The organism is Amycolatopsis sp. NPDC051071 (assembly GCF_040682875.1).
GTDB lineage: Bacteria > Actinomycetota > Actinomycetes > Mycobacteriales > Pseudonocardiaceae > Amycolatopsis.
Genome location: NZ_JBFBBY010000044.1, coordinates 1 through 23,154 on the forward strand (window position 1 = coordinate 1; position 23,154 = coordinate 23,154).

At 70.0% G+C, this 23,154-nt stretch carries 19 protein-coding genes; 5 read left to right on the top strand and 14 right to left on the bottom strand.

The window, feature by feature from the left end; all coding sequences use genetic code 11:
- Positions 1 to 106: 106 nt before the first annotated feature.
- The gene (locus AB0M65_RS16800; protein ID WP_364028072.1) at positions 107 to 1,132 is read right to left on the bottom strand and encodes an RDD family protein; all 1,026 of its coding nucleotides are present in this window, start codon (positions 1,130 to 1,132) and stop codon (positions 107 to 109) included.
- A gap of 61 nt (positions 1,133 to 1,193) precedes the next feature.
- On the opposite strand from AB0M65_RS16800, the gene AB0M65_RS16805 reads away from it, so the two are divergent.
- Positions 1,194 to 2,201, top strand: coding sequence for a stage II sporulation protein M (locus AB0M65_RS16805; RefSeq protein ID WP_364028074.1), 1,008 nt, complete (start codon positions 1,194 to 1,196; stop codon positions 2,199 to 2,201).
- A gap of 122 nt (positions 2,202 to 2,323) precedes the next feature.
- Here the strand turns inward: AB0M65_RS16805 and AB0M65_RS16810 are convergent, their stop codons facing one another.
- The 6 genes from AB0M65_RS16810 to AB0M65_RS16835 all read right to left on the bottom strand — a co-directional run bounded on the left by AB0M65_RS16810 (position 2,324) and on the right by AB0M65_RS16835 (position 8,195).
- Positions 2,324 to 2,980, bottom strand: a complete 657-nt coding sequence (locus tag AB0M65_RS16810) for a maleylpyruvate isomerase family mycothiol-dependent enzyme (protein WP_364028076.1) — start codon at positions 2,978 to 2,980, stop codon at positions 2,324 to 2,326.
- Between the two features lie 74 nt (positions 2,981 to 3,054).
- Positions 3,055 to 4,341 carry a DUF58 domain-containing protein gene (locus AB0M65_RS16815; protein ID WP_364028078.1) on the bottom strand — a complete coding sequence of 429 codons (1,287 nt, stop codon included), beginning with the start codon at positions 4,339 to 4,341 and terminating at the stop codon, positions 3,055 to 3,057.
- Complete coding sequence (locus AB0M65_RS16820) at positions 4,341 to 5,300, bottom strand: MoxR family ATPase (RefSeq protein WP_364028155.1); 960 nt, start codon at positions 5,298 to 5,300, stop codon at positions 4,341 to 4,343. Before AB0M65_RS16820 ends, AB0M65_RS16815 begins: the two co-directional genes overlap by 1 nt.
- Positions 5,301 to 5,335: 35 nt before the next feature.
- On the bottom strand, positions 5,336 to 6,460 hold the full coding sequence (locus AB0M65_RS16825; protein WP_364028080.1) for a DUF4350 domain-containing protein: 1,125 nt from the start codon (positions 6,458 to 6,460) through the stop codon (positions 5,336 to 5,338).
- The gene (locus tag AB0M65_RS16830; protein WP_364028082.1) at positions 6,457 to 7,098 is read right to left on the bottom strand and encodes a DUF4129 domain-containing protein; all 642 of its coding nucleotides are present in this window, start codon (positions 7,096 to 7,098) and stop codon (positions 6,457 to 6,459) included. Before AB0M65_RS16830 ends, AB0M65_RS16825 begins: the two co-directional genes overlap by 4 nt.
- Complete coding sequence (locus AB0M65_RS16835) at positions 7,092 to 8,195, bottom strand: hypothetical protein (RefSeq protein WP_364028084.1); 1,104 nt, start codon at positions 8,193 to 8,195, stop codon at positions 7,092 to 7,094. The genes AB0M65_RS16830 and AB0M65_RS16835 overlap by 7 nt, the downstream gene beginning before the upstream one ends.
- Positions 8,196 to 8,412: 217 nt before the next feature.
- Between AB0M65_RS16835 and AB0M65_RS16840 the strand changes: the two genes are divergently transcribed.
- Positions 8,413 to 9,495, top strand: coding sequence for a neutral zinc metallopeptidase (locus AB0M65_RS16840; protein ID WP_364028086.1), 1,083 nt, complete (start codon positions 8,413 to 8,415; stop codon positions 9,493 to 9,495).
- A gap of 147 nt (positions 9,496 to 9,642) precedes the next feature.
- On the opposite strand, the gene AB0M65_RS16845 is transcribed toward AB0M65_RS16840, so the two are convergent.
- Together AB0M65_RS16845 and AB0M65_RS16850 are read right to left on the bottom strand one after the other, a co-directional pair.
- Positions 9,643 to 10,047 carry a hypothetical protein gene (locus AB0M65_RS16845; protein ID WP_364028157.1) on the bottom strand — a complete coding sequence of 135 codons (405 nt, stop codon included), beginning with the start codon at positions 10,045 to 10,047 and terminating at the stop codon, positions 9,643 to 9,645.
- 148 nt (positions 10,048 to 10,195) lie between these two features.
- A complete protein-coding gene (locus AB0M65_RS16850; RefSeq protein WP_364028088.1) occupies positions 10,196 to 11,272 on the bottom strand; it encodes a potassium channel family protein in 1,077 nt (358 codons plus the stop codon).
- 89 nt (positions 11,273 to 11,361) lie between these two features.
- Here AB0M65_RS16850 and AB0M65_RS16855 point away from each other — a divergent pair, with 89 nt between their 5' ends.
- Entirely contained in the window at positions 11,362 to 11,748 is a 387-nt protein-coding gene (locus AB0M65_RS16855; protein WP_364028090.1) for a hypothetical protein, read from the top strand.
- A 70-nt stretch (positions 11,749 to 11,818) separates the two neighbouring features.
- On the opposite strand, the gene AB0M65_RS16860 is transcribed toward AB0M65_RS16855, so the two are convergent.
- Together AB0M65_RS16860 and AB0M65_RS16865 are read right to left on the bottom strand one after the other, a co-directional pair.
- Complete coding sequence (locus tag AB0M65_RS16860; RefSeq protein ID WP_364028092.1) at positions 11,819 to 15,082, bottom strand: UvrD-helicase domain-containing protein; 3,264 nt, start codon at positions 15,080 to 15,082, stop codon at positions 11,819 to 11,821.
- Positions 15,079 to 18,318 (bottom strand): ATP-dependent DNA helicase, encoded by a 3,240-nt coding sequence (locus tag AB0M65_RS16865; RefSeq protein ID WP_364028094.1) that lies wholly within the window; start codon positions 18,316 to 18,318, stop codon positions 15,079 to 15,081. The genes AB0M65_RS16860 and AB0M65_RS16865 overlap by 4 nt, the downstream gene beginning before the upstream one ends.
- A gap of 30 nt (positions 18,319 to 18,348) precedes the next feature.
- Here AB0M65_RS16865 and AB0M65_RS16870 point away from each other — a divergent pair, with 30 nt between their 5' ends.
- Together AB0M65_RS16870 and AB0M65_RS16875 are read left to right on the top strand one after the other, a co-directional pair.
- Positions 18,349 to 18,672 carry an MGMT family protein gene (locus AB0M65_RS16870; RefSeq protein ID WP_364028096.1) on the top strand — a complete coding sequence of 108 codons (324 nt, stop codon included), beginning with the start codon at positions 18,349 to 18,351 and terminating at the stop codon, positions 18,670 to 18,672.
- A 14-nt stretch (positions 18,673 to 18,686) separates the two neighbouring features.
- Positions 18,687 to 19,514 (top strand): siderophore-interacting protein, encoded by an 828-nt coding sequence (locus AB0M65_RS16875; RefSeq protein ID WP_364028098.1) that lies wholly within the window; start codon positions 18,687 to 18,689, stop codon positions 19,512 to 19,514.
- A 464-nt stretch (positions 19,515 to 19,978) separates the two neighbouring features.
- Here AB0M65_RS16875 and AB0M65_RS16880 read toward each other — a convergent pair whose 3' ends face one another.
- From AB0M65_RS16880 to AB0M65_RS16890, 3 genes are all read right to left on the bottom strand, one after another.
- Positions 19,979 to 21,268, bottom strand: coding sequence for an ATP-binding protein (locus AB0M65_RS16880; protein WP_364028100.1), 1,290 nt, complete (start codon positions 21,266 to 21,268; stop codon positions 19,979 to 19,981).
- Between the two features lie 75 nt (positions 21,269 to 21,343).
- Positions 21,344 to 22,141: a uroporphyrinogen-III synthase gene (locus tag AB0M65_RS16885; RefSeq protein WP_364028102.1), complete on the bottom strand. Its 798-nt coding sequence runs from the start codon at positions 22,139 to 22,141 to the stop codon at positions 21,344 to 21,346.
- A complete protein-coding gene (locus AB0M65_RS16890; RefSeq protein ID WP_364028104.1) occupies positions 22,134 to 23,111 on the bottom strand; it encodes a YafY family protein in 978 nt (325 codons plus the stop codon). The genes AB0M65_RS16885 and AB0M65_RS16890 overlap by 8 nt, the downstream gene beginning before the upstream one ends.
- Positions 23,112 to 23,154: the final 43 nt, after the last annotated feature.

Sequence of the window (23,154 nt, forward strand, 5' to 3'; positions counted from 1 at the left end):
GCGCGTCGGGGGGGGGGGGCGAGCGGCCGGGGGGCGTGTTGGCCCCCTTCCCTCGGCTGAGCCGAGGGAAGGGGGCCTTCACGCGCTTGACGGGAGTGTTTCTTGGTCAGCCTGGCGGCGCGAAGGGGTTCTCCGGCGCCGGTTCTGCCGAGGTCTCCGGCGGCGGCTGCGTCACCGGAACCGGCGCGGTCATCGGCGCGGCCGCCCCCGGCTGCGGCTGCGGCTGCGCGTACTGCACTTGCGTCGGCTGTGGCTGCGGCACCTGCGTCGCTTGCGGCTGCGCGTACTGAACCTGCGTCGGCTGCGCGTACGGCACCGGCGCCGCGTACTCAGGCTGCGCCGCGTACTCAGGCTGCGCCGGGTACTGGACCGGCGGCTGCAGCTTCGCCTGATCCCGCCGCCGTCGCTCGGCCAGCACCGCCGACAGGTACGCCCACGACGGCACTCCCGGCGGCACCGGCGCCCCGATGGCCGCCGCGACTTGCTGCGCGAGCCCGTACCCGAGCGACTCGGCCGCTTCGGGGCGAAGCTCGCTCGTGCGGCTCAGATACTGGCGGACGGTCAGCGCGAGGTCGTTCGGCAACCGGGTCAGGTCCAGCTGCGAAGCCCAGTACGCGAGCTGGGGCGGCATCCCGACGTACGGCGTCCGGGAGGCGGGCATGCGATCGCGAATGACCAGGGTGCCCGCGAGGTAGTCGCCGACGCGGCGGCCGTTGGGCGACAGCAGCGACGTGACCACCGCCACGACGCCGAGCAGGCCCAGCGCCCAGAAGTCGATGAAGAACCCGGCGAGGCCGCGGACCAGCGCGTGCCGGAACCGGACCGGTCCACCGTCGGTGCGGACCACGCGCAGGCCCAGCGCAATTTTCCCGAGCGTGCGCCCTCGGCTCAGCGTCTCGAAGATCACCGGGTAGCCGACCATGATCAGCACGAGCGTCACCAGGAACAAGGTCAGCGCGAGCGCCTCGTCGCCGAACGCGGCGACCTGGCTCAGTACAAGCATGGCCATGAACAGCACGAGCAGTTGGAGGGCGACGTCGAGCATCATGGCGAGCCCGCGGCTGGCCAGTTTCGCCGCGCGGACATCCAGGACGACGGCCTCGCCGGTGACGAGTTCGGACTCTTGTTCCACCCGGCAAGCGTAGTGACGAATAGGCTGGGCGACCAAGGACGATTGCCGGGAGGGCTCCGAGTTGGACGTGGACGTGTTCGTCGCCGCGCACCAGGCCGAATGGAATCGGCTACGCGACCTCGTCGGCCGCGCCGGGAAGCTCAGCGGCCCCGACGCCGATGAGCTGGTGACGCTGTACCAGCGCGTCGCGACGCACCTTTCGATCATCCGGTCGGTCGCACCCGACCCCACGCTCGTCGCGCACCTGTCCGGCCTGGTCGCGAAGGCCCGGTCGGCGGTCACGGGTTCGCACAGCCCCGCCTGGCGCGAGGTCGGCCTGTTCTTCACCCAGCGGTTCCCCGCCGCGCTGTACCTGAGCCGTCGCTGGTGGCTGGCGTCGGCCGCGGCGTCGATCGCGGTGATGGCGATCGCCGCGGTGTGGATCGCCGGCGACCCGCAGGTGCTCGCGTCGCTGGCGTCGCCGGAGGAGTTCAAGGATCTGACCGCGCCGGGCGGCAAATACGAGACGTACTACTCGTCGGACCCGGCGGGCTCGTTCGCCGCGCGGGTATGGACGAACAACGCGTGGGTGGCCGCGACCTGTCTGTTCCTCGGCGTCGTGCTGGGTGTCCCGGTGATCTACGCGCTTTGGATGAACTCGCTGAACCTCGCGATCGGCGCGGCGCTGATGTCGTCGGCCGGACGGCTGGACGTGTTCTTCGGCCTGATCCTGCCGCACGGCCTGCTGGAACTGACCGCCGTGTTCGTCGCGGCCGGAACAGGGCTGAAGCTCGGCTGGACGGTCGTTGACCCGGGGCGCCGTTCCCGGACGGCGGCGCTCGGTGAACAGGGCCGGTCGGTGGTGGTGATGGCGCTGGGGCTGACCGTCGTGCTGCTGATCTCGGGCGTGATCGAAGGTTTCGTGACGCCGTCGGGCCTGCCTACCTGGGCGCGGATCGGGATCGGCGTAGTCGCCGAAGTCGCCTTCTTGCTCTACGTGTTCGTCGTCGGGCGTAAGGCCGCGAAGGCCGGCGAAGTGGGCGACGTCGACTGGCGGTACGCCGGAGATTCCCGCCCCGAAGCGGGCTGACCTGCCGAGGTCCTCCTGAGCCGGGAAGTCCGGGATCTCGGGCTTGTCTATGAAGGATTTGGGACGTCGAGTGTCCCAAATCCTTCATAGACAAGCCCGAGACCAGCCGAAAGTCATCGGGTTCAACCTTCCGTCAGCGACCCGCGCACGCTCACCGCCGCCCCACGCCGGTCCCGCTCCCACGTGACCACCGAACCGCTGAGATCGACAAACCATGCGTGCTCGGCCGTTTCGAAACCGACCGACCGCCCGGCACCGAGGATCTCCCGCTTCTCCGGCCGGAATTCGAAGTGCTGCGGCAGTGCTTCGAGTTCCATCCATTCGTCGATCGCGTCGAGCACGACCTCGGGCGCGGCGCGGAACTCGCGTCCCGCCGCGCACGTCGCATCGGCGCGGTGGACCAGCGTCTCGTGCGTGAACCGGCGCGCGTAGAAGGCCGCGGTCCGGAAGTGGAGCGGCACCCAGACCTCGGCGTCCGGACCCGCGTCCCGCAACGCCGACGCCAACCGGGAAGCACCGTCGACCAGCCAAGACCCGGGCAGCGGACCGGAATCGTCACCGTCCACCTGACGCACCTGGTCGTCGGGCACCGGCGCCGTCGCCCGGGTACGGACGATCTCCTCCGCCCATCGGTGCCCGCCGCCGAGATGCCGCACCAGCGCGCCCAGCGTCCAGTCCGGGCAGGACGGCACGGGCGTGGCCAGGTCCGCGTCCGCCAAATCGGTCGCGAGCAGTTCGGCCTGGGTGACGATCTCCGCGCACTGCCGGTCGAAATCCATCGGTCCTCCTGTGATCGAGTCAGCAGGAGGTCGGTGCCGCTAGCGGAGTTTCGACATCAGAGGCATCAGAGGCATCACAGCCGTCCGGCCGCCTTCAACGCGAGATACCGGTCGGCCAGCCGCGGCGGCAGGTCTTCGGGGACGGCGTCGACGACCTCGACCCCGTACCGCGCCAGCCGCGCGGTGACCTGACGTCGTTCGGCCAGCACCCGCTCGGCCGCGGCCGCGTCGTAGACGGCCTCCGCGTCGCCACGACCGGCCGCCATCTCGGCCACCCGCGGATCCGCCACCGAGGCGATCACCAGCTGATGCCGCGCGGTCAGTTTGGACAGTACCGGGAACAGTCCTTCTTCCAGTGGCGCCGCGTCGAGGCCGGTCAGCAGGACGACCAGCGACCGGCGCCGGGTCCGCCGCAGCACCTCCGCCACCATCCCGCGCGCGTCGGTCTCGATCAGTGACGGTTCGAGCGGCGCCATCGCGTTCACCAGGGCGGGCAGCAAATCCGCCGAACCCTGGACAGCGGCGTGCACTTGCCTGTCGTAAGCGAGGAGGTCGACATGGTCACCGGCACGCGAAGCGAGCACGGCCAGCAGAAGCGCCGCGTCCATCGCCGCGTCGAGGCGCGGCGCGTCACCCACCCTGCCCGCGGACACCCGGCCGGTGTCGAGCACCAGCACCACCTGCCGGTCGCGTTCGGGCCGCCACGTGCGCACCATGACGTCGGACGCGCGGGCCGAAGCACGCCAGTCGATCGACCGGACGTCGTCGCCGATCACATACTCGCGCAACGAGTCGAATTCCGTGCCCTGGCCTCGGATCAGCACCGCGTTGCGGCCGTCGAGCTGCTGCAGCCGCGCGAGCCGGGAAGGCAGATGCTTGCGGCTGTGGAACGGCGGCAGCACCCGCACGGTCCACGGCACGTCGTGCGAACCTTGCCGTGCCGCCAATCCGAGCGGTCCGGCCGAGCGGACGGTGACTCTGGCCGCCCGCCGATCGCCGCGCCGGGTCGGCAGGAGCCGGGTCGTCACGATGCGGCGTTCCCCCGCGGGCAAAGACAACCGGTGCCTGTCGTCGGCACCGGCGCTGGGCGGCCAGGCGTCCCGCAGCCACGCGCGCACCGGGCGGCCACCGGGGTTGGCGACGGTCAGCGTGACCTCGCAGCCCTCCCCCAACCGCACGGACGTCGCACCGGACCGCGCGAACCGCAGCCGCCGCACGCTCCCTGCGAGCAGAAGATCCAGCAACACCAACGAAAGCAGCACCGCGGCGGCCAGCCCGATCCCGGCCCACGACGGCAGCAGGAGACCGACCACCGGCGCCGCGAGAAGCGCCAGCAGCCCGAGCCGACCGGTGACGGCCATCAGCGTGGAACGGGCACGGAAGCGAGGACCCGGTCCAGCACGCCGTCGGCCGTCGCGCCTTCGAGTTCGGCCTCGGGACGCAGGTCGAGCCGGTGCCGCAAAGACGGCCGCGCCAACGCTTTGACGTCGTCCGGGGTGGCGTAGTCACGACCCGCGAGCCACGCCCACGCGCGTGTCGCGGCGAGCAGCGCGGTCGCACCACGCGGGGAAACGCCGATGCGCACGGACGGCAGCGCCCGCGTCGCCCGGCAGACGTCGACGATGTAGGCGAGCACCTCCGGACGCACGGTGACCCCCGCGACCGCCCGCCGCGCCGCGTCGAGTTCGGCGGCACCGGCGACCGGTTTGATCCCGGCCGCGGCCAGGTTCCGCGGGTCGAAACCCTGCGCGTGCCGGGAAAGAATGCCGAATTCGTCCTCGCGGGACGGGGTCGGCATGGTCAGCTTCAGCAGGAACCGGTCCAGTTGCGCCTCGGGCAGCGGGTACGTGCCTTCGTATTCGACCGGGTTCTGCGTCGCGATGACGATGAACGGGTCGGGCAGCGGCCGGGTCTTGCCGTCGCTGGAGACCTGCCGCTCCTCCATCGCCTCCAGCAGCGACGACTGCGTCTTCGGCGGCGTGCGGTTGATCTCGTCGGCCAGCAACAGGTTCGTGAACACCGGCCCCTCACGGAAGGAGAACTCGCCGCTGTGCGCGTCGTAGACGATCGAGCCGGTGACGTCGCCGGGCATCAGGTCCGGCGTGAACTGCACCCGGGTCATCTTCAGGTCCAGCGCGGCGGCCAGCGCCCGCACCAGCAACGTCTTCGCCACCCCGGGAACGCCTTCGAGCAGCACGTGTCCCCGGCACAGCAACGCGATGATGAGCCCGGTGATCGCCGCGTCATTGCCGACGACGGCCTTCCCGACCTCGGTACGCAGGGCGATCAACGCCGCCCGCGCCTCGGCCGCACTGTCCACACTGGACACGCCGGCCTGTCCGGCCTGTTCGGTACTCAAGACCGCTCCACCTCTCGTTCCACGACGTCGAGTCCGTCCGCCAGCCGCACCAGCGCGGCGTCATCGGCGGGCGGGTCCCCGTACAGCAGCGCGCCGGCCTCGGCCGGGGACCGGCCGGTCCGCACGGCGACGGATTCCACCAATGCCGCGGGTTCGGCGTCGCGGGTCAGCCCCAGCAACGGCCGAAGCCGCGCGCGGGCCGCCTCACGCAGGGTCTCCCCGGCGTGCGCGGCGGCCTTCGCCTTGCGATACAACCGGGCCCGTCCCTCGGTGGCCTCGGCGGCGCGCACCACGACCGGGATCGGCTCGGTCACCACCTGGCCGAGTCTCCTGGAGCGCCACAGCGCCAGCAGCACCACCGCGAACCCGGCCTGCAGTGCCGCGTAGGACCAGCCGGCCGGGATCAGTTCGGACAGCGGCTTCTTCTCGTTCTCCAGCGACGGATCGGCGGCCGTCGGCAGATACCAGACCAGCCGATCGTGCTTCCCGAGCAGCCGCATCGCCAGCGCCGCGTTGCCCTCTTCGGCCAGCCACTCGTTGGACAGCGGTTCGGGAGCGCCGAGTACGGTGACCGTCCCTTGTGGACCGGGCACTTCGAGATACGAGCCGCCGTAGCATTCCTGCGCCCTCGGCTGGGTGGCCGTGTACTTCAGGCCGCCCAAGGTCGCGCTCCCGGCCGCGACGGGGTCCACCGCCTGGCAATCGGGGCCACGCGTCTCGGTTTCGAGCTGGCCGTTCACCCGCACGCCGGGGAGTACCTCGTCGACCGTGCTCGCGGTCGGTCGCACCAGCACGAGGTGCGGGGCGTCGCGCCGTAGTTCGGTGAACGTGCTCTTGGGCACGTAGCCGGGCTGGGTGATCAGGACGGTCGCGTCCCCCGCGACGTTCCTGGCCTCGGCGGCCGTGCGCACCGTGGTGATCTTGACCCCTTCGCGTTCCAGCAAGGTCGCGAGCGCGCGGCTGCCACCGGGTTCGTACGAACCGGGTTCGAGCGCGCCGGTGGTCTGCTCGCCGCGGAAGAGGACGAGCAGCGTGCCGGTCAGCACGATCAGGAGGACGACCGCGAGCGGAAGCCGCACCCCGCGCCAGATCCGGCGGGCGTCGGGCGAAACCGAGGTCATCCGGCCACCAAAGCGACGGGCCGGGCGCGACGGCAACGATCGTCCAATTCGGACAGTGAGCGATAGCCGGCTTCGGTCGCCGGGATCCCTCCATAGTGGACGTCGTCGAACAGCCGGGCGCCGGCGCGGAGAAGGTCGGCGACTTCCGGAAGCAGCCGTCCGGCTTCGACGGCGGCCTCGTCGGCCGTCCGGCCGGACTTCTCGTCGAGCAGCGCGCGTTCCTCCAGAGACCGCACCACCGCACGGAACCGCTCGCGGACGGCGTCGTCGAAGTCACCTCGCGCCGCGGCGTCATCGGCTGATTTGCGGTGTTCGCCGGACGTCTTCCGCTGCCCGGCGAATACGGCGCGACCGGCCTTGGCCGCCGTCGCCAGCGGGCCGGACCGCAGCCGGATCACCACCACCAGCACGATCACCACGACGACCAGCAGCACCACGGCGAAGATCCCGCCGGGTACGGCGCCGTCGACCGTTTCGAGGAACCGCAGCAGCTTTTCGACCACCCAGGTGAACGCCTCGGACAGCCAGCCCGGTTTCGCCGACTGGTAGGCCGGACCCGAGAGTTCTCCGGCGGCACGCAGCCGGGCGGTGTCCCGGTCGATGTCGACCGGGACGTCGGTGAGGAGGCGCGTCACCATGCCTGCGGCGGGGGCGGCGTCGCGATCCCGGCCGCGCGGGCCAGCTCGATGTCCATCCCCTCGCGGCGCATCCGCTGATCGATGTAGAGGATCACGGTGACCAGCGCGGTGAACGGCCCGACGATCGTTTGCGCGATCACCGTGCCCACCGACTGCAGGATCAGGTCGCCGGTCGAGGGGATGTATATCTTGCCCATATTGCCGAAAATGGACAGGAACGCGCTGAAGCTGAACGGCAGCGTGATGATCGACGCCAGGAACGACGAGATCACGTAGGCCAGCAGCAGGATCCCGAAGACCCGCCAGAACATCCCCGAAACCAGCCTCACCGACCGGCGGAACGCCTCCATCACGGTGCCGCGTTCGAGGATGAACGCCGGACTGGCCAGCGCCCAGAAGGTGTACGGGATGATCGCGGGGATCACGCAGAAGATCGCGCCGATGAGGATCGCCAGCGTGTAGAGCACGGTGAGCCCGAGCAGCGGCAGCAGCCGCGGCGTCGCCTCCGCCATGGCCTCCTTGAAGGTGACCGGCTTGCCCAGCACGGCCCTGCCCATCAAAACGGTCAGGAAGCCGGTGAGGATGGTCGTCCCGAGCAGGGTGGCGGCCAGCGTGATGAACGACGTCGTCAGCGTCCCGCCGAGGAGGCCGAGCATCTGGTTCGTCAGTTCCCGGTCGGTGGCCGCCGGGCCGAGGTCACGGATCTCCGCGAGATCACCGGTGGTGTCGACCAGCAGCAACCCGACCATATTGAGGGCCGCGGTGAGCACGGCGGTCACCGCGGCGGCGCCGAAGACCATCCGCCAGTACTTGCGCATGGCCGTGACCGCGCCGTCGAGGATGTCGGTCAGGTTCAGCGGGCGCAGCGGGATGACACCCGGCCTGCCGAGTCCGACCTTCCAGTCCGGATACTGCTGCTGATGCTGCGACGGCTGGTAGGACGGCAGCGGCGGCGGTGTCGCCCCCGACGGGGACTGCCATTGCGGCTCCGGCGCTGGTGGCGGCGGCACTTGTCCTTGCTGCGGCGCAGGCGTTTCCGCCTGCGGCTTCGGTGTCTCGGTGCCTTCCGGCCCGGACTGTCCACCGGTTTCCGTCATGCGACAGCCCCTTACCCCTTCGCGTTGCGTACGCACACTCTTCCAGAGGGTCCGACACCCAGCCAGAGCTGGGGTGACGACACTGATGGGTGACCGCTCGCCTCACGCTGGATACCCTCTGCAGCCGAGCAGTGGGAAGGTGCGCCGTTAGCTCGTTATGCTGAACCTACGGGCCGGGCACCCCCGGCTCACCCCTAGAACCACCGGGACCGACTTGATGACGCAACCGCCCCACGGCCAGTGGCCGCCACGCGGCGCCGTCCAGCCACCGCCGGTGCACGGCCAGCCCCCGGCGCGGTGGCACGGTGCGCCGCATCAGTTCCCGACGCCGCCGCGCCGGTCCGTCGGCGCGATCGTCGGCATCTGCCTCGGCGCGGTCGCCGTGCTGGTCCTCGGCCTGGTCGCGATCATTTCACTCAATCGTGGCGACAACGATCACGTAGCGAACGCGGGCTACCAGACCCTGCCGAACCCGACTTCCCCGGCGGCACTGCCGCCGAGCGGGTCGTCATCCCCCTCGTCTTCGCCGGACCCGTTCCCGACGTCGTCGTCCAGGGCGCCGTCGTCTTCGAGCGGGCCACAGAAGGTTCTCAAGCTCGGGGACCACCCGATCCTCCAGGATCCCAACGCCGGTCTCCAGAACCGCGTCTGCGCGCTGCCGCAGTGGCAGAGCAGCCAGCAGGCCGCCGAAGCGTTCTTCACCGCGGCAGGCAAATGCCTCGACGACGCGTGGGGCCCGTTCTTGCAGGCCTACCGCCTGCCGTTCACCCCGCCCGCCCTGCACTTCCCGACCGGCGCCAGCTTCGACACCGAATGCGGCACGATCCAGGTGGGTATCGCGACGGCGGCGTACTACTGCGAGAACAACCTCTACGTGCCGTTCCGTGGGCTGCAGACCGACCAGTACGGCAACAACCCCGGCGTCTACCTCGCTCTTTTCGCGCACGAGTACGGGCACCACGTGCAGGAGGTCGCCGGGCTGATGGACGCGGCCTGGCAGAAGATCTACGACTCCGGCCAGAACAGCCCGGCCGGGCTGGAGATGTCGCGGCGCAAGGAACTGCAGGCGCAGTGCTTCTCCGGGATGTTCCTTGGCGCGCATGTCGACCAGGGCGGCACGGTCAGCCGGGACATGTACAACAAGGCCTGGAACGACCAGGAGACCCGGGGCGACAACACGTCACGCAGCCAGGACCACGGGACGAACGCGCACTACGCGTCCTGGTGGAGGGCGGGCGCCAGCAACAACCGGATCGCCGACTGCAACACCTTCTCGGCCCCGGCTAGCGCTGTCTCCTGACGCTCCCTCACGTGCCTTACGCGCGTGTGCGGTGTCCAGGCACGCGAGTTACGCCTCCAAGCACGCGAGTTGCGCCTCCAGGCACGCGAGTTACGCCTCTGAGCACGCCTGGGCAAGAAGAACGCGCTGTGACGCGGCGCGGTCCGGTCACGCTGTCGCGAGCCGCCGCGGTCCACGCAGGACGAGAAAGACGTACATTCCGCCGGCGAAGCAACTGAACACCAGCAAGGCCAGTCCGAGCGGACGTCGCGCGTCGCTCGCGCCCGCCGCCGCGTTGCCCGCGTGCACCGCGATGACGTCGCCGGAAGCACCACTGGGGACGACGACGTCGAGCCGTTCGCCCTTCCCGTGGCCACAGCCGTCCAGCGAGCCCTCGACGGGTTTGCCTCCGTACTCGAACTTGACGGTCTCGGTGGCCCCGCCCGCGCACGGTGCGGGCTGGACGACCTCGGCCCGCACGGTCGTCCCCTGTGCGTCTTTCGAGATACCGAACAGCCCTGGCCCGGCCAGCCACGCCAGGAAGATCACCAGCAGGCCGACCCCGGCCGCCACCGCCAGGGAGTTCCATCCCGGGGTGAGCCCTCTGGCGGGGTCCGATCGCTTGCGCACGAACGCCATGCTTCCAGAACCCGGCGGCAAAACACAGCGAGCCCTCCCGAGCGGAAAAGTGATAGCAAAGGTCCCTTGCTACCGCCGCCGGTCACCGCTCGATGGTCTCCGCCGCCGTCACCTTGCGGATGTAAAGGAGCTTGTCGCCCGGCTCGATCGCGTCGGCCTGCGGAGCGTCCACGCGATACAGGACGCCGTCACGGACGACGCCGAGCACGATGTCGGACAGGTGCCGCGGCGAACCGCCCTCTTCGGACGGTTCCACCGGCCGCTCGGCGATCGCGAGACCGGACTCGGGGGTCAGGAGGTCCTCGACCATGTCGACCACGAGCGGCGTCGACGTCGCCATGCCGAGCAGGCGTCCGGCGGTCTCGCTCGACACCACGACCTGGTTCGCGCCCGACTGCTTGAGCAGGTGGACGTTCTCCGCCTCCCGCACCGACGCCACGATGTGCGCCTTCGGTGCCAGCTCGCGAGCGGTCAGCGTCACCAGCACCGCGGTGTCGTCCCGGTTCGGGGCGACGACGACCGCCTTGGCCCGCTGCACGCCGGCGACCCGCAGCACGTCGGCGCGGGTGGCCGAACCGTGCACGGTCACCAGTCCGAGCGAGGTGGCCGCTTCGAGGGCCTGCTGGTCGGTGTCGACGACGACGATGTGGTCGGGTACCACGTTCTCGTCCCCGAGCAGCGCGTTGACCGCCGACCGGCCCTTCGTGCCGAATCCGACGACGACCGTGTGGTCACGCACCTTCGTCCTCCACTTTTGGATCTTGAATGCCTGGCGAGAGCGCTCGGTGAGCACTTCGAGTGTGGTACCGACCAGGACGATGAGGAAGAGGACCCGCAACGGCGTGATCACCAGGACGTTGACCAGCCGCGCGGACGACGTCGCGGGCGCGATGTCACCGTAGCCCGTGGTCGACAGCGAAACCGTCGCGTAGTAGAGGCTGTCGAGGAAGCTGAGCCCGTCGCCGTTGGCGTCGCGGTAGCCGTCTCGATCGAAGTAGACGATCAGGACGGTCGCGAGCAGGGCGAGCATCGCGCCGATGATCCGCCTGGAGATGGCTCGCAGCGGGCTGACCGTCAGTTCCGGCATCCGGATGACGCCGACGAGCTCATGATCCGGGCGGTCGCTCAACCGGACTGGGAAACGCTTGAGAACCCTCATGCACAGGCTCCGGCCTGGTCCGCGTCACTCACGGTCGGGAGGATAGCCGAAGAACCTTACGTTCAGCGCGGTATGCGAAGCTCAGAAGCATGTCTTCGGATTCCCAGCGGTCTCAGCGGCCCGCGTACTTCCTCGCCTGCCTGCTCGGCGCGGCCGGTGTCCTGCACTTCGTCCAGCCGAAACCCTTCGACGCCATCATCCCGAAGCAGCTCCCCGGCTCCCCGCGAGCCTGGACCTATGGCTCGGGTGTCGCCGAACTGGGCGTCGCCGCCGCTGTCGCCGCTCCGAAGACGCGGCGGCTCGGCGGGCTCGCGGCCGCGTTGCTGTTCGTCGTGGTCCTGCCGGGGAACGTCAAGATGGCCGCCGACGCCGACCGCAGGAAGGCCCCGAAGGCCGTACGCGCGGCTTTCTGGGCCCGCGTGCCGCTTCAAATCCCGCTGGTGACCTGGGCCCTCAAGGTCCGCGACCGCGCCTGACTCCCCGCCGCGTTTAGTCCTCTAGTTGCGGTAGTTGCGCGTGCAAGTACCGCAACCAGAGGACTAATCGCTAGATCGTCGGGACGCTCCGAAGCAGGTCTCGCAGGCCTTCGGCGTCCAGCAGGTCCGCCGGTCGGACGGTCTTGTCGTGTTTCACGTAGTGGAACGCCGCCCGCACCTTCTCTACCGGCACCTTCCGCAACGCCGCCCACGCCAGCCGGTACGCCGCCAGCTGCACGGCCAGCGGCGCGAGCCGATCGGCCTCCGGGACGGCGCCGGTCTTCCAGTCGACAACGGTCCAGCCGCCGTCGGGATCGGCGAACACCGCGTCCATCCGTCCTCGCAGCGTCACACCCACGATGTCGGCCGAGAACGGCACCTCGACCGCGTGCGGCACCCGGTTCGCCCATTCGCTCTTCTCGAACGCCGTCTGCAGCGCTTCGAGCTCGCTGTCCGGCGCCTCGTCGACGTCCGCGGCACCCGGCAGATCGTCGATCTCCAGCAGCTGCTCGCCGCCGAACCGCTGCTCCAGCCAACCGTGGAACGCCGTCCCCCGCCGCGCGTAAGTGTTGGGGCGCACCGGAAGCGGCCGCCGCAGCCGGTTGGCCAGTGCGGCAGGATCGGCCGACAGTTCCACCAGCTGGCTCACCGAAAGATGTGGCGGCAGCACGACCTGCTGGACGCGGTTCCGCGCCCGCGCGCGCTCTTCCAGCAGCACCTTGGTGTCGGAGATCCAGCCGTCCGGGTCTTCCTCCTCGGCGTCCTCTTCGGAGCCTTCCTCGCTCTCTTCCATCGCACCGAGCACCATGTCGACGCCGTTGGTGACCCCCTCGCGCCGCGGCCACAGTGGATCGACCGGCCACCGCGACTTACGTGAATCGGCGACCAGCGGGTTCTCACCGTCGGCTTCCGGCTCGTCGGCCCAGTGCTCGATCCGGCCGACCGAGTCCTCCCGCATCACCTCGCCGATTTCGAGCAGGAACTCCGACGGCCCCTTCGGCCGCGCACTGCTCTCGTTCCACCAGTGCCCGGAAACCAGCAGCGTATGCTCGGAACGGGTCAGCGCGACGTAGCAGAGCCGCCGCTCCTCGTCCGCCTCCCGCGCGACGAAGCCTTCTTCGTGCAGCTCCAACGCTTCCTGCACTTCCTTGCGGTCATAGCCTTCGGCGACACGGAGTTCCGGCAGATCCTCCGAGTCGCCACGCAGTGCCGCCGGGAGCGAAGTCGACGTCCGCAGCCAGGACGACGAACGCCGCCTGCCGGGGAAGACCTCCTTGACCAGATGCGGAACCGCGACGATGCGCCATTCCAGTCCCTTGGCCGAATGCACGGTCAGCACCTGCACGCGGTCCGGGACGACTTCCACCTCGCCGGGGGTGAGCCCGTCTTCCGCGTGCGCGGCCGTATTCAAGTAGTCCACAAAGGACAAAAGGGTGGCCGTCGGCGAAGTCTCGGCGAAGTCCGTGACGACGTCGGCGAAAGCGTCCAGATGCGCGCGCCCGGCAGGCCCGGGGCGCGCCAGCGACTCGACGTCGAGCAGCATCGTGCGTTCCACGTCGGCGACCAGTTCGGGCAACGACTGGTCGAGACGCCGGCGCAAGGCCGAAAGCTCATTGCCGACGCGCCGGATCCGCCGGTAGCCCTCGGGCGAATACCGTTCCGACGTCCCGGGATCGTCGATCGCGTCGGCGAGTCCCGCCTGCTCGACCCGTTCGGTCACCAGTACCGGTTCGTCCACATCGGACTTCCCCGAAGGCGGCACCGGTGACGAAAGTTCGCCCGCGCGCCGCCAAAGTGCCGCGAGGTCGGCCGCCGCGATCCGCCAGCGCGCGCCGGTCAGCAGCCGCGCGGCGGCACTGCCCGCGAGCGGATCGGCGAGCACCCGCAAGGTGCTGACCAGGTCCGCGACCTCGGGTTCGTCGAGAAGCCCACCGAGGCCGACGACCTCGACCGGGAGCCCGCGGGCCCGCATTTCCGCCGCGATCGGCGCCATGTCGGCCCGTCGCCGCACCAGTACCGCCGCCGTGGGCGGCTTTCCCGTCTCCTCCAAGGTTTCGAACCAGCGCTTCGCCACCGCGTCGGCCACCCACTCGCGTTCGGCGCGAATGTCGGGCAGCAACGCGGAGGCGATGTCGGCCCTCCCCGCGCCTTCCAGCGCCCGCAGGCGCGCGACGCCGAGCCCGCGATCCCGCAACGGCTGTGAGATGGCGTTGGCCAGTTCCAGCACCTCGGGTGGGTTCCGGAAACTGGTCAGCAGCCCGAAATCGAGCGCCGGGACGAGCCGTTCCCCGTTGTCGCGTGGAAAGTCCGTGGTGAAACGCGGCAGGTTCGCCGCACTCGCCCCACGCCAGCCGTAGATGGCCTGTGCCGGGTCGCCCACCGCGGTCACCGGCATCGGCGGCTGCTCGACGCCGCCGAACAGCGACCGCAGCAGGATCCGCTGGGCATGGCCGGTGTCCTGGTACTCGTCGAGCAGCACCGCGCCGTACCGTTCGCGCTCGCCGTCGACCACCGCCGGATAACTGGCGGCGAGCTGCGCGGCCAGCGACATCTGATCGGCGAAGTCGAGTGCGCCCTCGGCCCGCTTCCGCGCGTGATATGACTCGACCAACGGCAGCAAGGCGAGCCGGAACCGTTGCGCCGCCATGACTTCGGCCAGCTTCTGCGGCAACGAAGCACGCTGCCCCTTCGCTTTCGGGGCGTTCTCGATGACGTCGCACAGCCAGGACGTGTACTGCGCCAGCCGTTCGGTTTCGACCAGATGCTCGCCGAGTTCCCCGGCCAGCGCCAGCAACTGCGCTGTCACCGTGGATGGCACGCGATCGGTGTCGAGATCATTGTCCCAAGTGGACACCACGCGATGCGAGAGCTGCCACGACGACGTCTCCGAAAGCAGCCGGACGCCGGGCTGGACGGGGAGCCGCAGGCCGTGTTCGGACAGCAGCCGCCCGGCGTACGCGTGATACGTCAGCACCGTCGGTTCCCCGGCGGTCACGGTCATGCGCAGGTCGCCGGTCGGGTCTATCTTGTCCAGCAGCCCCGATCCGACGAGGCGGCGCAGGCGTGTCCGGACGCGCTCACCGAGCTGACGGGCCGCCTTGCGGGTGAAGGTGAGGCCGAGGATCCGCTCCGGCGGCACGATGCTGTTGGCCACCAGCCACACCACGCGTGCGGCCATCGTCTCGGTCTTGCCGGCGCCGGCGCCCGCGACCACGAGCGACGGTTCGACGGGTGCGGCGATGACCTCGGCCTGCTCGTCGGTCGGGCTGTGCAGGCCGAGCGCGCGGGCGATCTCGGCCGGTTCGACCTGGCGCCGCTGGAGCTCGGAGATCACGGGCCGGTCACCTGCCTGCCCTCGGGCCGCAGTGGGCAGCAACCCCTTGCCGGGCACCGATCGCAGTCCGGGTTCTCGGTGACCTGGTACTCCGGCCCGGTGGCCGAACCGGCGGCCGAGCGCACCAGTTCGAGCCACTGCTTGCCGCCGTCGGAATCCAGCGGCGCCTGCTCACGCTGGGTGGAGCCGGTCTTGTTGTTGGACTTCGCGACATAGACCAGCCGCGCGCCACCGGGTTTCGAGCCGCCCTCGATCGCGCCGAGCAGCACGGCCAGCTGGTACGCGGCCAGCTGCGGATGCTGTTCGGCGTCGGAGGCGGAGATCGGGACCTTGCCGGTTTTGATGTCGATGACGACCGGACGGCCGTCCTTGTCCATCTCGACCCGGTCGACGCGGCCACGCAGCAGCACACGGACGTCGTCATCGCCCATCGGCAACTCGACTTCGATGTCCTGCTCGACCCCGGCTTCGATCAGTTCCTTGCGACTGGATTCCAGCCAGGTGACGAAATTCCGCAGCATCTGCTCGACCCGCGAACGCTCGCGGCGCGAGAACCACGGCGCACCCGCGTCGACCCGCACCCACGCGTCGTCGAGCGCCGCCCGGATCTGCTCGTCGCTGCTGCCACCCGCGACGGCCTGCGCGAGCCCGTGGACAAGGGTCCCGGTGACGGCGGCCAGCTGCGCCGGATCACTGCCGCCGTGGCGTTCGATCAGCCACCGCAGCGGGCATTTGACCAGAACCTCCACAGTGGACGGTGAAATCTTGATGAGGTCGCCAGGCCGGTGCACGGGCTCGTCGGTGGAGGGTTCGAGGAGGCCGTACCAGGTGCTCGGATGCGCGCCCGGCACGCCGGCGGCCGCCAGTTTGGCGAGCTGACGCGACGCCCGCTGCCGCCTTTCCGGTTCGCACTCCTCGTCGCAGACGACCTCGCGCAGTTCGCCGACGAGTTCGGCGAGCACCAGCGACCGTCCAGCCGGCTTCATCCGCGAATCGAGGCCGCCGTCGTCCGCGCCGTTCTCCTCCAGGTCGTCGATGAACCGCGAGGGCTGCTCGTCCTCCCCCGCGACCGCGCTGACCAGCAATGTCTTCCGCGCACGGCTCGCGGCAAGGTAGAACAGGCGCCGTTCTTCGGCGAGGATCGGTGCGGTGGCGGACACCTTTTCGTCGTCGACGCCGGACATGAGGTCGACCAGGCGCTCGACGCCGAGTACGGAACCCCGCAGCCGCAGGTCGGGCCAGCTGCCCTCCTGGACGCCCGCGATCGACACGACCGTCCACTCGCGACCGGCGGCCGCGTGCGCCGTCAGCAGTGAAACACCCTCGCTCTTCATGGCCGCGGGTGCCAGCGTGTCCCCCGCGATGTTCTGCGAGGACAGGTAATCCGCGAAGGACGCGACACTCGCCCGCGGCAATCTGTCGACATAGCGACCGGCCGCGTGGAAGAGCGCGACGATCGCGTCGAGGTCCCGATCCGCTTGCGAGCCAAGGGAACCGCCGCGATCGACCAGCCGGGTCATCCGTTGTTCGAGACCGCTGGCCTGCCACAGCTCCCACAACACCTGCTCGACGCCGTCACCACGCACCACGGCCTGGTGCGCGGCGTGCAGCAGGCCGCCGACGCGGCGCATCGGCAGCGACTCGGCGTCCGCCAGACCGGCGAGCACGTCGTTGGCGCGCAAGGCTTCCACCAGCAACTCGTCGCTGGAGCGCTGACCGCCACCCGCGAGTTCCAGTCGTCGCAGACCACGCCGGAGCCGCCGCAGGGCGAGCGGATCCGCGCCACCCAAGGCCGAAGACAGCAGCATCTCGGCGAGGTCGACGTCGAGGAGTTCCGGATCGGCGGCGAGCCGCAGCATCGCCAGCAACGGCCGGACGGCAGGCTGTTTCGCGAGCGGCAGTTCCTCGGTGGCCGAACCGATCGGTACTCCGGCAGCGCGCAAAGCACGTTGCAGGACAAGGAAAGTGCGTGCGGGCGACCGGACGAGCACCGCCATCTCTGACCACGGCACGCCATCGACGAGGTGCGCGCGGCGGAGCTGATCGGCGATCCAGCTCGCCTCGGACGCCGGGGTCGGCATCAGGCGGACGCGGACGGCCCCACCCTCGGCGTCCGGCGCGTCGACGAGCTTGCGGTGCGCCGACGAACCGGAAAGCACGGACCCGAGTTTCGTGACGGCCGTGCGGATCACCGGGGCGAGCCGGTGCGCGGTGGTCAGCAGCACGGTGCGCTCACCGTCGGGGTCCGCGTCGGCGAACAGCCGGGGATCCGCGCCACGGAAGGAGAACACGGACTGATCGGGATCACCCGCGACGACGAACTCGTCGGCCGCGTACCCGATGAGGCGGATGAGCTGGGTCTGCAACGGATCGAGGTGCTGGGCGTCGTCGACGAACAGGTGCCGGACGCGACGCTGCTCACGTTCACGCAGCTCCGGGTCGTCTTCCAGGGCCAGCAGCGCGGAAGTGACCAGCTCGGCGGCGTCCAGCGCGGGCGCGCTCGCGACACCGAGCGCGTTGCCACCCGCGCCCTGCAACAACGTCACCTCTTCGTACTGGCTCCAGAAATGCCCGGCCGCGATCCACTCGTCGCGGCCGCGCCGCCTGCCGAGTTCGGCCAGGTCCTCCGGGCCGAGCCCGCGTTCGGCGGCGCGCAGCAGGAGGTCGCGCAGCTCCTCGGCGAAACCGGGGACGTTCAGCGCGGGCCGCAGCTGCTCCGGCCAGTCGAGCGCGCCCTCTTCGAGGTCGCCGGCGAGCAGCTCGCGGACGACGACGTCCTGCTCCGCCCCCGCCAGCAACCGCGGCGGCGGGAGTTCGTCGGCCTGTGCCTCCATCCGCAACAGCGCGTACGCGTAGGAATGCACTGTGCGCACGAGTGGCTCGCGGATGGTGCGCGGCAGCGGATCCTCTTCCGGATCGGTGGTGAGCCGGTGGGTGATGTCGGCACGCAGGGCGTCGGCCGCCTTGCGCGAGGTGGTCAGGATGAGCACGCTCTCCGGATCCGCGCCCTCGGCGATGCGCCGCGACGCCGCCGACGCCAGCAGCGCCGTCTTGCCCGTCCCCGGGCCGCCGAGGACCCGGCGGAAGCCGTCCGGGGCGGCCAGGAGGCGGCGGGCACCCGAGTCCCATTGGAATGACGGCGTGCCGGTGACCGGCGTGCGGACCAGCCGCGCGTCGGTTCCTGCCGCTGTTCGCCGCCCGTTCACGCCCACGATGGAACCACGCCCCGCCGACACAACCTCGCAGCGGCACGGCAAAGTGGTCCCATGGATGACGAACTGCATGAGCGGGTGCGCGAGGTCATCGCGAGCGTTCCCGCCGGGTCGGTCGCGACTTATGGGGATATAGCGTCGGTTTCGGGGGCGCCGTCGCCGCGGCTGATCGGCCGGATCCTCAGCGAGGACGGCCAGGACCTGCCTTGGCACCGTATTCTGCGCGCCGACGGGACCCCGGCGCCGCATCTGGTCCACGAACAGCTGGAACTCCTGCGCGCGGAGGGCGTCTTGGGCGACGGGCAGCGCGTCGACCTGCGGAAATACCGGTGGCAGCGTGATCCCGGTGACGACGCGGGCTCGGGCGGCCTCTTTTAGGTTAGCCTCGCCTAATGAGTTACATCGAGGCGAAGGTGGCCGGCGTCCAGCGACTCACCCCACATATGAGCAGGGTGACTTTCTCGGGGGCGACACTGGAAGACCAGGCGCCTGACCAGTACCTGAAGGTATTCTTCCCGCAGCCCGGCCAGACGGAGCCAGTGCTGCCCGCGCCGCTGGCCGGCGGCGAGGTGTACTCCTGGTACAAGACCTACCTCGCGATGCCGGACGACGTCCGCCCGCCGATGCGGACCTACACCGTGCGCGCGCTGCGGCCGTCTGCGCGGGAAGTCGACATCGACTTCGTACTGCACGGCGACGAAGGCCCCGCCTCTTCATGGGCTTCGCGCGCTTCGGAGGGCGACAAGGTCGCTTTCCTCGGGCCGCACGGGCTCTACCACGTCCCCGAGGGAACGACCTGGCAACTGCTGATCGGCGACGAGACCGCGATCCCCGCGATCGGCGCGATCGTCGAGGCCCTGCCCACCGGGACGCGAGCAGCGATCTACATCGAGATCAGTGATCGCGAAGACCGGCAGGTGTTCGAAACGCAAGGGACGGTCGAGCTGCGCTGGGTCGTGCGGGGCTCCTTGCCCGTCGGCGAGGCGGTACTGGACGCCGTCCGGAAAGCGGACCTGCCGGGCGGGACGCCTTACGCGTGGATCTCGGGTGAGGCGAACATGGTGAAACTGGCGCGGCGGCATCTCGTGCGGGAGCGCGGGGTCGACAAGCGGGCCATTTGTTTCACCGGATACTGGCGGCAGGGGCTGAGCGAAGAGGCCGCCGGGCGGGAAGCCCTGCGGCAGGCGGAGAGCGGCGAGGCTCCGGCCGAGGAGGACTGAGGTCTTCTGGTGTCTTCTGGTGGTACATGAAGGCCCCCTTGCTTGCGCTAGGCGCACGGAAGGGGGCCTTCATGTAGTTGGGGGGCGCGGCGGGGGGCGGGCGCGGGCGCGGCCGGTTCGGGGCGCGGCAGGGGCGGGCGGGGCCGATTGGGGGCGCGGCGGGGGCGGGCGCGGCCGGTTCGGGGCGCGGCAGGGGCGGGACGTCACGTACGGGGCAGGGTCAGGCATGTCAGGAGGGGACCCCTTAAGACACTTTTCGTCCTAAGGGGTCCCCTCCTGACGTACCTGGCCGACCCGCCGCCCCCTGATCTGCGAAAAGAGAGCAAGGGACCTTTGCTATCACTTTCGGGCCTGCCCCCTCAGGACTGCTCCCTCCGACCTCTCACTCAGGCCTACGGTCCCGACAGGACCCAACAGGACCACAGAACCCACAAGGACCACAGAGCCACGCCACAAACGGGGCCTCAGTGCGGCACCCAAAGCGTCACCCGGGTCCCCCGCCCCGGATGCGAGTCGATGGTCCCCCGCCCGCCGACCTCGGCCAGCCGCGCCATGATCGACTGGCTGATCCCGAAGCCCGGCGGCCGGTCCAGCATGCTGAAGCCGGTCCCCTGGTCCCGCGCGATGACCGCGATGCCGCCTTCGCGCTCTTCGACGCGAAGCACGACCTGTTTCGTCCCGGCGTGCTTCACGGTGTTTCGGAGCGCTTCGCGGACGGCGTCGCGGATGGCGGTCCGGCGGGCGTGGGAGAGCCGGTAGTCCTCTTCGGTCTCGGCCGCGACGAGTTGGGTGCGGAGGCCGTCGCGCGCCATTTCGGTGGCGACCTCGGCGAGGTCCGCGGCGAGCCCGCGGGCCGACGGTGAGTCCGGGCCGATCAGTTCGCGCCGCAGTTCGGCGGCTTGCGCCCGCGCGGTCGCGCGCATCTCGGCGAGCCGTTGCGCGGCGGCGGAATCGTCGTCCGGCGCTTCGAGGCCCATCGCTTCCAGTGTTTGCAGCACGGAGTCGTGCATGACCCGTTGAGTGCGCAGACGCTCGGTCCGTTGCCCGCGCCGCATCCCGATCCCGAGCGCGAACCGGGTGCCGACGCCGAGCAGAATCAGGATCCCCGCCGTGGTCACCATCGCCACGACCAGCGCGATCATGCAGCCAACCGAACGGCTCACCGCGAGCGGTTCGTCGATCGGCAGGCCGCCGGCGAAGGTCAGGAACGCCCGGAACGGGAAGGCCGCGGCCAGCAACACGAACGCGGCGGGCAGCCCGAACGACAGCGTCCACAACGCGATCGTCCCCACCAGCCACGTCCACGCGACGTCGATGGCGAACGGCTGGATCGCGGTCGGCGCGGTCATGGCGACGAACGTCGTGAACACCATGCCCACCGCGAGATCGGCGTACATCAGCCGTCCGGACGTCTTCGCCCGGATCCCGCGGCCCCGCACCACCCACCAGACCGCGAAGACGTTCAGCAGCACCGCCAGTATCGTCGTGCTCAGCACCGGCACGATCCCGGCCGACCCGTTCGCGACGAGGAAACCGATGTACACCTTGGGGAACGCGGCCACGCGGTAGAAGATCGGGCCGAGCGCGGAGTAGCGGATCGCCCGCATCAACAAGGAATCCGCGGAGTCTTCCCGATAACGCCAGTCGGGAACGGAATCGGGGTCGGGTGCTTCGTCGGGCGGGCTCGCGCCCAGCACCGAGGATCCCTTTCGCAACATAGCGCGCACGAAGGTGACCGATTGCGACTCGGACATCCGCCGCCCTTCCGTGCGTCCGGTGTGTCGAGCCTGGCAAAGGGGACTTGCCCCGTCAAGACGGCCGAATGCGCATCAACCGAGTTCTGAGACGAGCAGTTTCACCAGTGCGCCCAGGCGCTGCCGTTCAGGCTGGACGGTCGGCACCCCGGCGGCTTCCAGCGGCGCCGCTGTCACCGGTCCAACGCACGCGCACAGCACCGGACCTCGTAAAGCCGCAAGGAATTCCTCGCGACGCGACCCCGCCAGCACGAGAAGATTCGCCGCGGCCGGAGCGGAAGTGCACGCGAGCGCGGCCACCCGCCCGGCGAGCACACTTTCGACGAGATCGTGCACAGGTGCGACGTCCGAAGGCGAAAGCCAGCGATACGGCTGTGCCTGGACGACTTCCGCGCCGGACTCCCGCAGCAGTCCGGTAAGTTCGGGCAGCAGAGTGCCGTGCAATTGGACGGCGACCCGCTCCCCGCGGACACCGGCGTCACGCAAACCTTCGAACAGTTCGGCGTTGCTCTCTTCCGGCGCGGAGAACTCCTCACGCAAACCGGCGCCACGCACCGCGCCTGCCGCTTTCGGCCCACGCACGAAGATCCGTGACTCCTTCAGCCGCGCCAGCAGCGGCTCGTGCAGTCCCCAGCCCTCCGCCGCCGAGAGCCAGCCACGGAGCCCTGCGCCGGTGGTGACAGCGGTGAACCCGACCGGTTCGGCCAGGACGGCGTCCGTCGCCATGCGTAGCTCGGTGTCGTCGGGCAGCGGGACGATGCGAATGGTGGGCGCGTGCAGCACGGTCGCGCCGTGCCGTTCGAGGGCGGCGATGAAGTCGTCCGCCCGCCGCTCCGCGGTGATCCCGATCGTGATACCGCTGAGGTCAGCCATAACGCGCGCCCATCTTCCTGATCTCCTCCGCCAGCCGCTCACGCAGGTCCGCCGGTTCGAGCACTTCGAGGTTCCCGCCGAACCGCAGCAGTTCACCGACGGCCGGTTCTCCCGGTTCGACCGGCAGTTCCATCTCCAGCCAGTCGTCCTCGCCGGGCTCGGCGCCGTCTTCGACCGCTTCCCGCAACGCCCGTACGCCGACAGCGCCCAGATAGAACGGTAGGAGTATGCGGGCGAACTCGTTCAGGCGGACCCGCGCCACCCGCGGATACATCCGCTTCTCGAACTGTTCCGACCACTCCTGCCAGTAGCGCGCGAGGTCGAAGTCGGACGGCCGCTCGAAGGTCTCGCCGAGATCATCGAGCTCCTCGATCCGGGAGACGCGGTACGTCCGGTCGTTCCCGTCGCATCGCGCCGCGAGATACCAGTTCCCCGCCTTGAGGATCAGGCCCAGCGGGTCGAGCACGCGCTCCACCTTCTTCTGTCCCCAGCGTTCGTACCGGACCTTGATCCGCCGCGCGTGCCACACCGCGTCGGCCAGTTCGGACAAGCGCGGCAGGCTCTCGATCCCGCGATGCCACCCCGGGACGTCCAGATAGAACCGGTCGGAGACCTTGCTCGCCCCGTCCCGCAGTTCGGCAGGCATCGCCGCGTGCAGTTTGAGCTGCGCGGCGGCGAGGACGGTGCCCAGCCCGAGTTCGGCCGCGGCACCCGGCAACCCGGCCAGCGAAAGTGATTGCGCCTCCTCCTCGGTGAGCCCGGTCAGCCGCGTCCGATAGCCGTCGACCAGCTGATATCCACCCGTGCGACCGCGATCGGCGTACACCGGGACGCCGGCCGCCGACAGCGCCTCGACATCGCGGTAGACGGTCCGGACCGACACCTCCAGTTCGGTCGCCAGTTCGTCGGCTGTCATCCGGCCGCGGTTCTGCAACAGGAGGAGGACCGACAGGAGTCTGCTCGCACGCATGAATCCAGTATCGCCGAAAAACCTGACATGATCTGACAGGTTT

Coding starts and splice junctions, on each gene's coding strand:
- AB0M65_RS16850 (WP_364028088.1), bottom strand. CDS start 11,272: ATGAGGGTTCTCAAGCGTTTCCCAGTCCGGTTGAGCGACCGCCCGGAT.
- AB0M65_RS16830 (WP_364028082.1), bottom strand. CDS start 7,098: ATGGTGACGCGCCTCCTCACCGACGTCCCGGTCGACATCGACCGGGAC.
- AB0M65_RS16890 (WP_364028104.1), bottom strand. CDS start 23,111: ATGCGTGCGAGCAGACTCCTGTCGGTCCTCCTCCTGTTGCAGAACCGC.
- AB0M65_RS16880 (WP_364028100.1), bottom strand. CDS start 21,268: ATGTCCGAGTCGCAATCGGTCACCTTCGTGCGCGCTATGTTGCGAAAG.
- AB0M65_RS16825 (WP_364028080.1), bottom strand. CDS start 6,460: ATGACCTCGGTTTCGCCCGACGCCCGCCGGATCTGGCGCGGGGTGCGG.
- AB0M65_RS16875 (WP_364028098.1), top strand. CDS start 18,687: ATGAGTTACATCGAGGCGAAGGTGGCCGGCGTCCAGCGACTCACCCCA.
- AB0M65_RS16870 (WP_364028096.1), top strand. CDS start 18,349: ATGGATGACGAACTGCATGAGCGGGTGCGCGAGGTCATCGCGAGCGTT.
- AB0M65_RS16840 (WP_364028086.1), top strand. CDS start 8,413: ATGACGCAACCGCCCCACGGCCAGTGGCCGCCACGCGGCGCCGTCCAG.
- AB0M65_RS16810 (WP_364028076.1), bottom strand. CDS start 2,980: ATGGATTTCGACCGGCAGTGCGCGGAGATCGTCACCCAGGCCGAACTG.
- AB0M65_RS16855 (WP_364028090.1), top strand. CDS start 11,362: ATGTCTTCGGATTCCCAGCGGTCTCAGCGGCCCGCGTACTTCCTCGCC.
- AB0M65_RS16885 (WP_364028102.1), bottom strand. CDS start 22,141: ATGGCTGACCTCAGCGGTATCACGATCGGGATCACCGCGGAGCGGCGG.
- AB0M65_RS16835 (WP_364028084.1), bottom strand. CDS start 8,195: ATGACGGAAACCGGTGGACAGTCCGGGCCGGAAGGCACCGAGACACCG.
- AB0M65_RS16815 (WP_364028078.1), bottom strand. CDS start 4,341: ATGGCCGTCACCGGTCGGCTCGGGCTGCTGGCGCTTCTCGCGGCGCCG.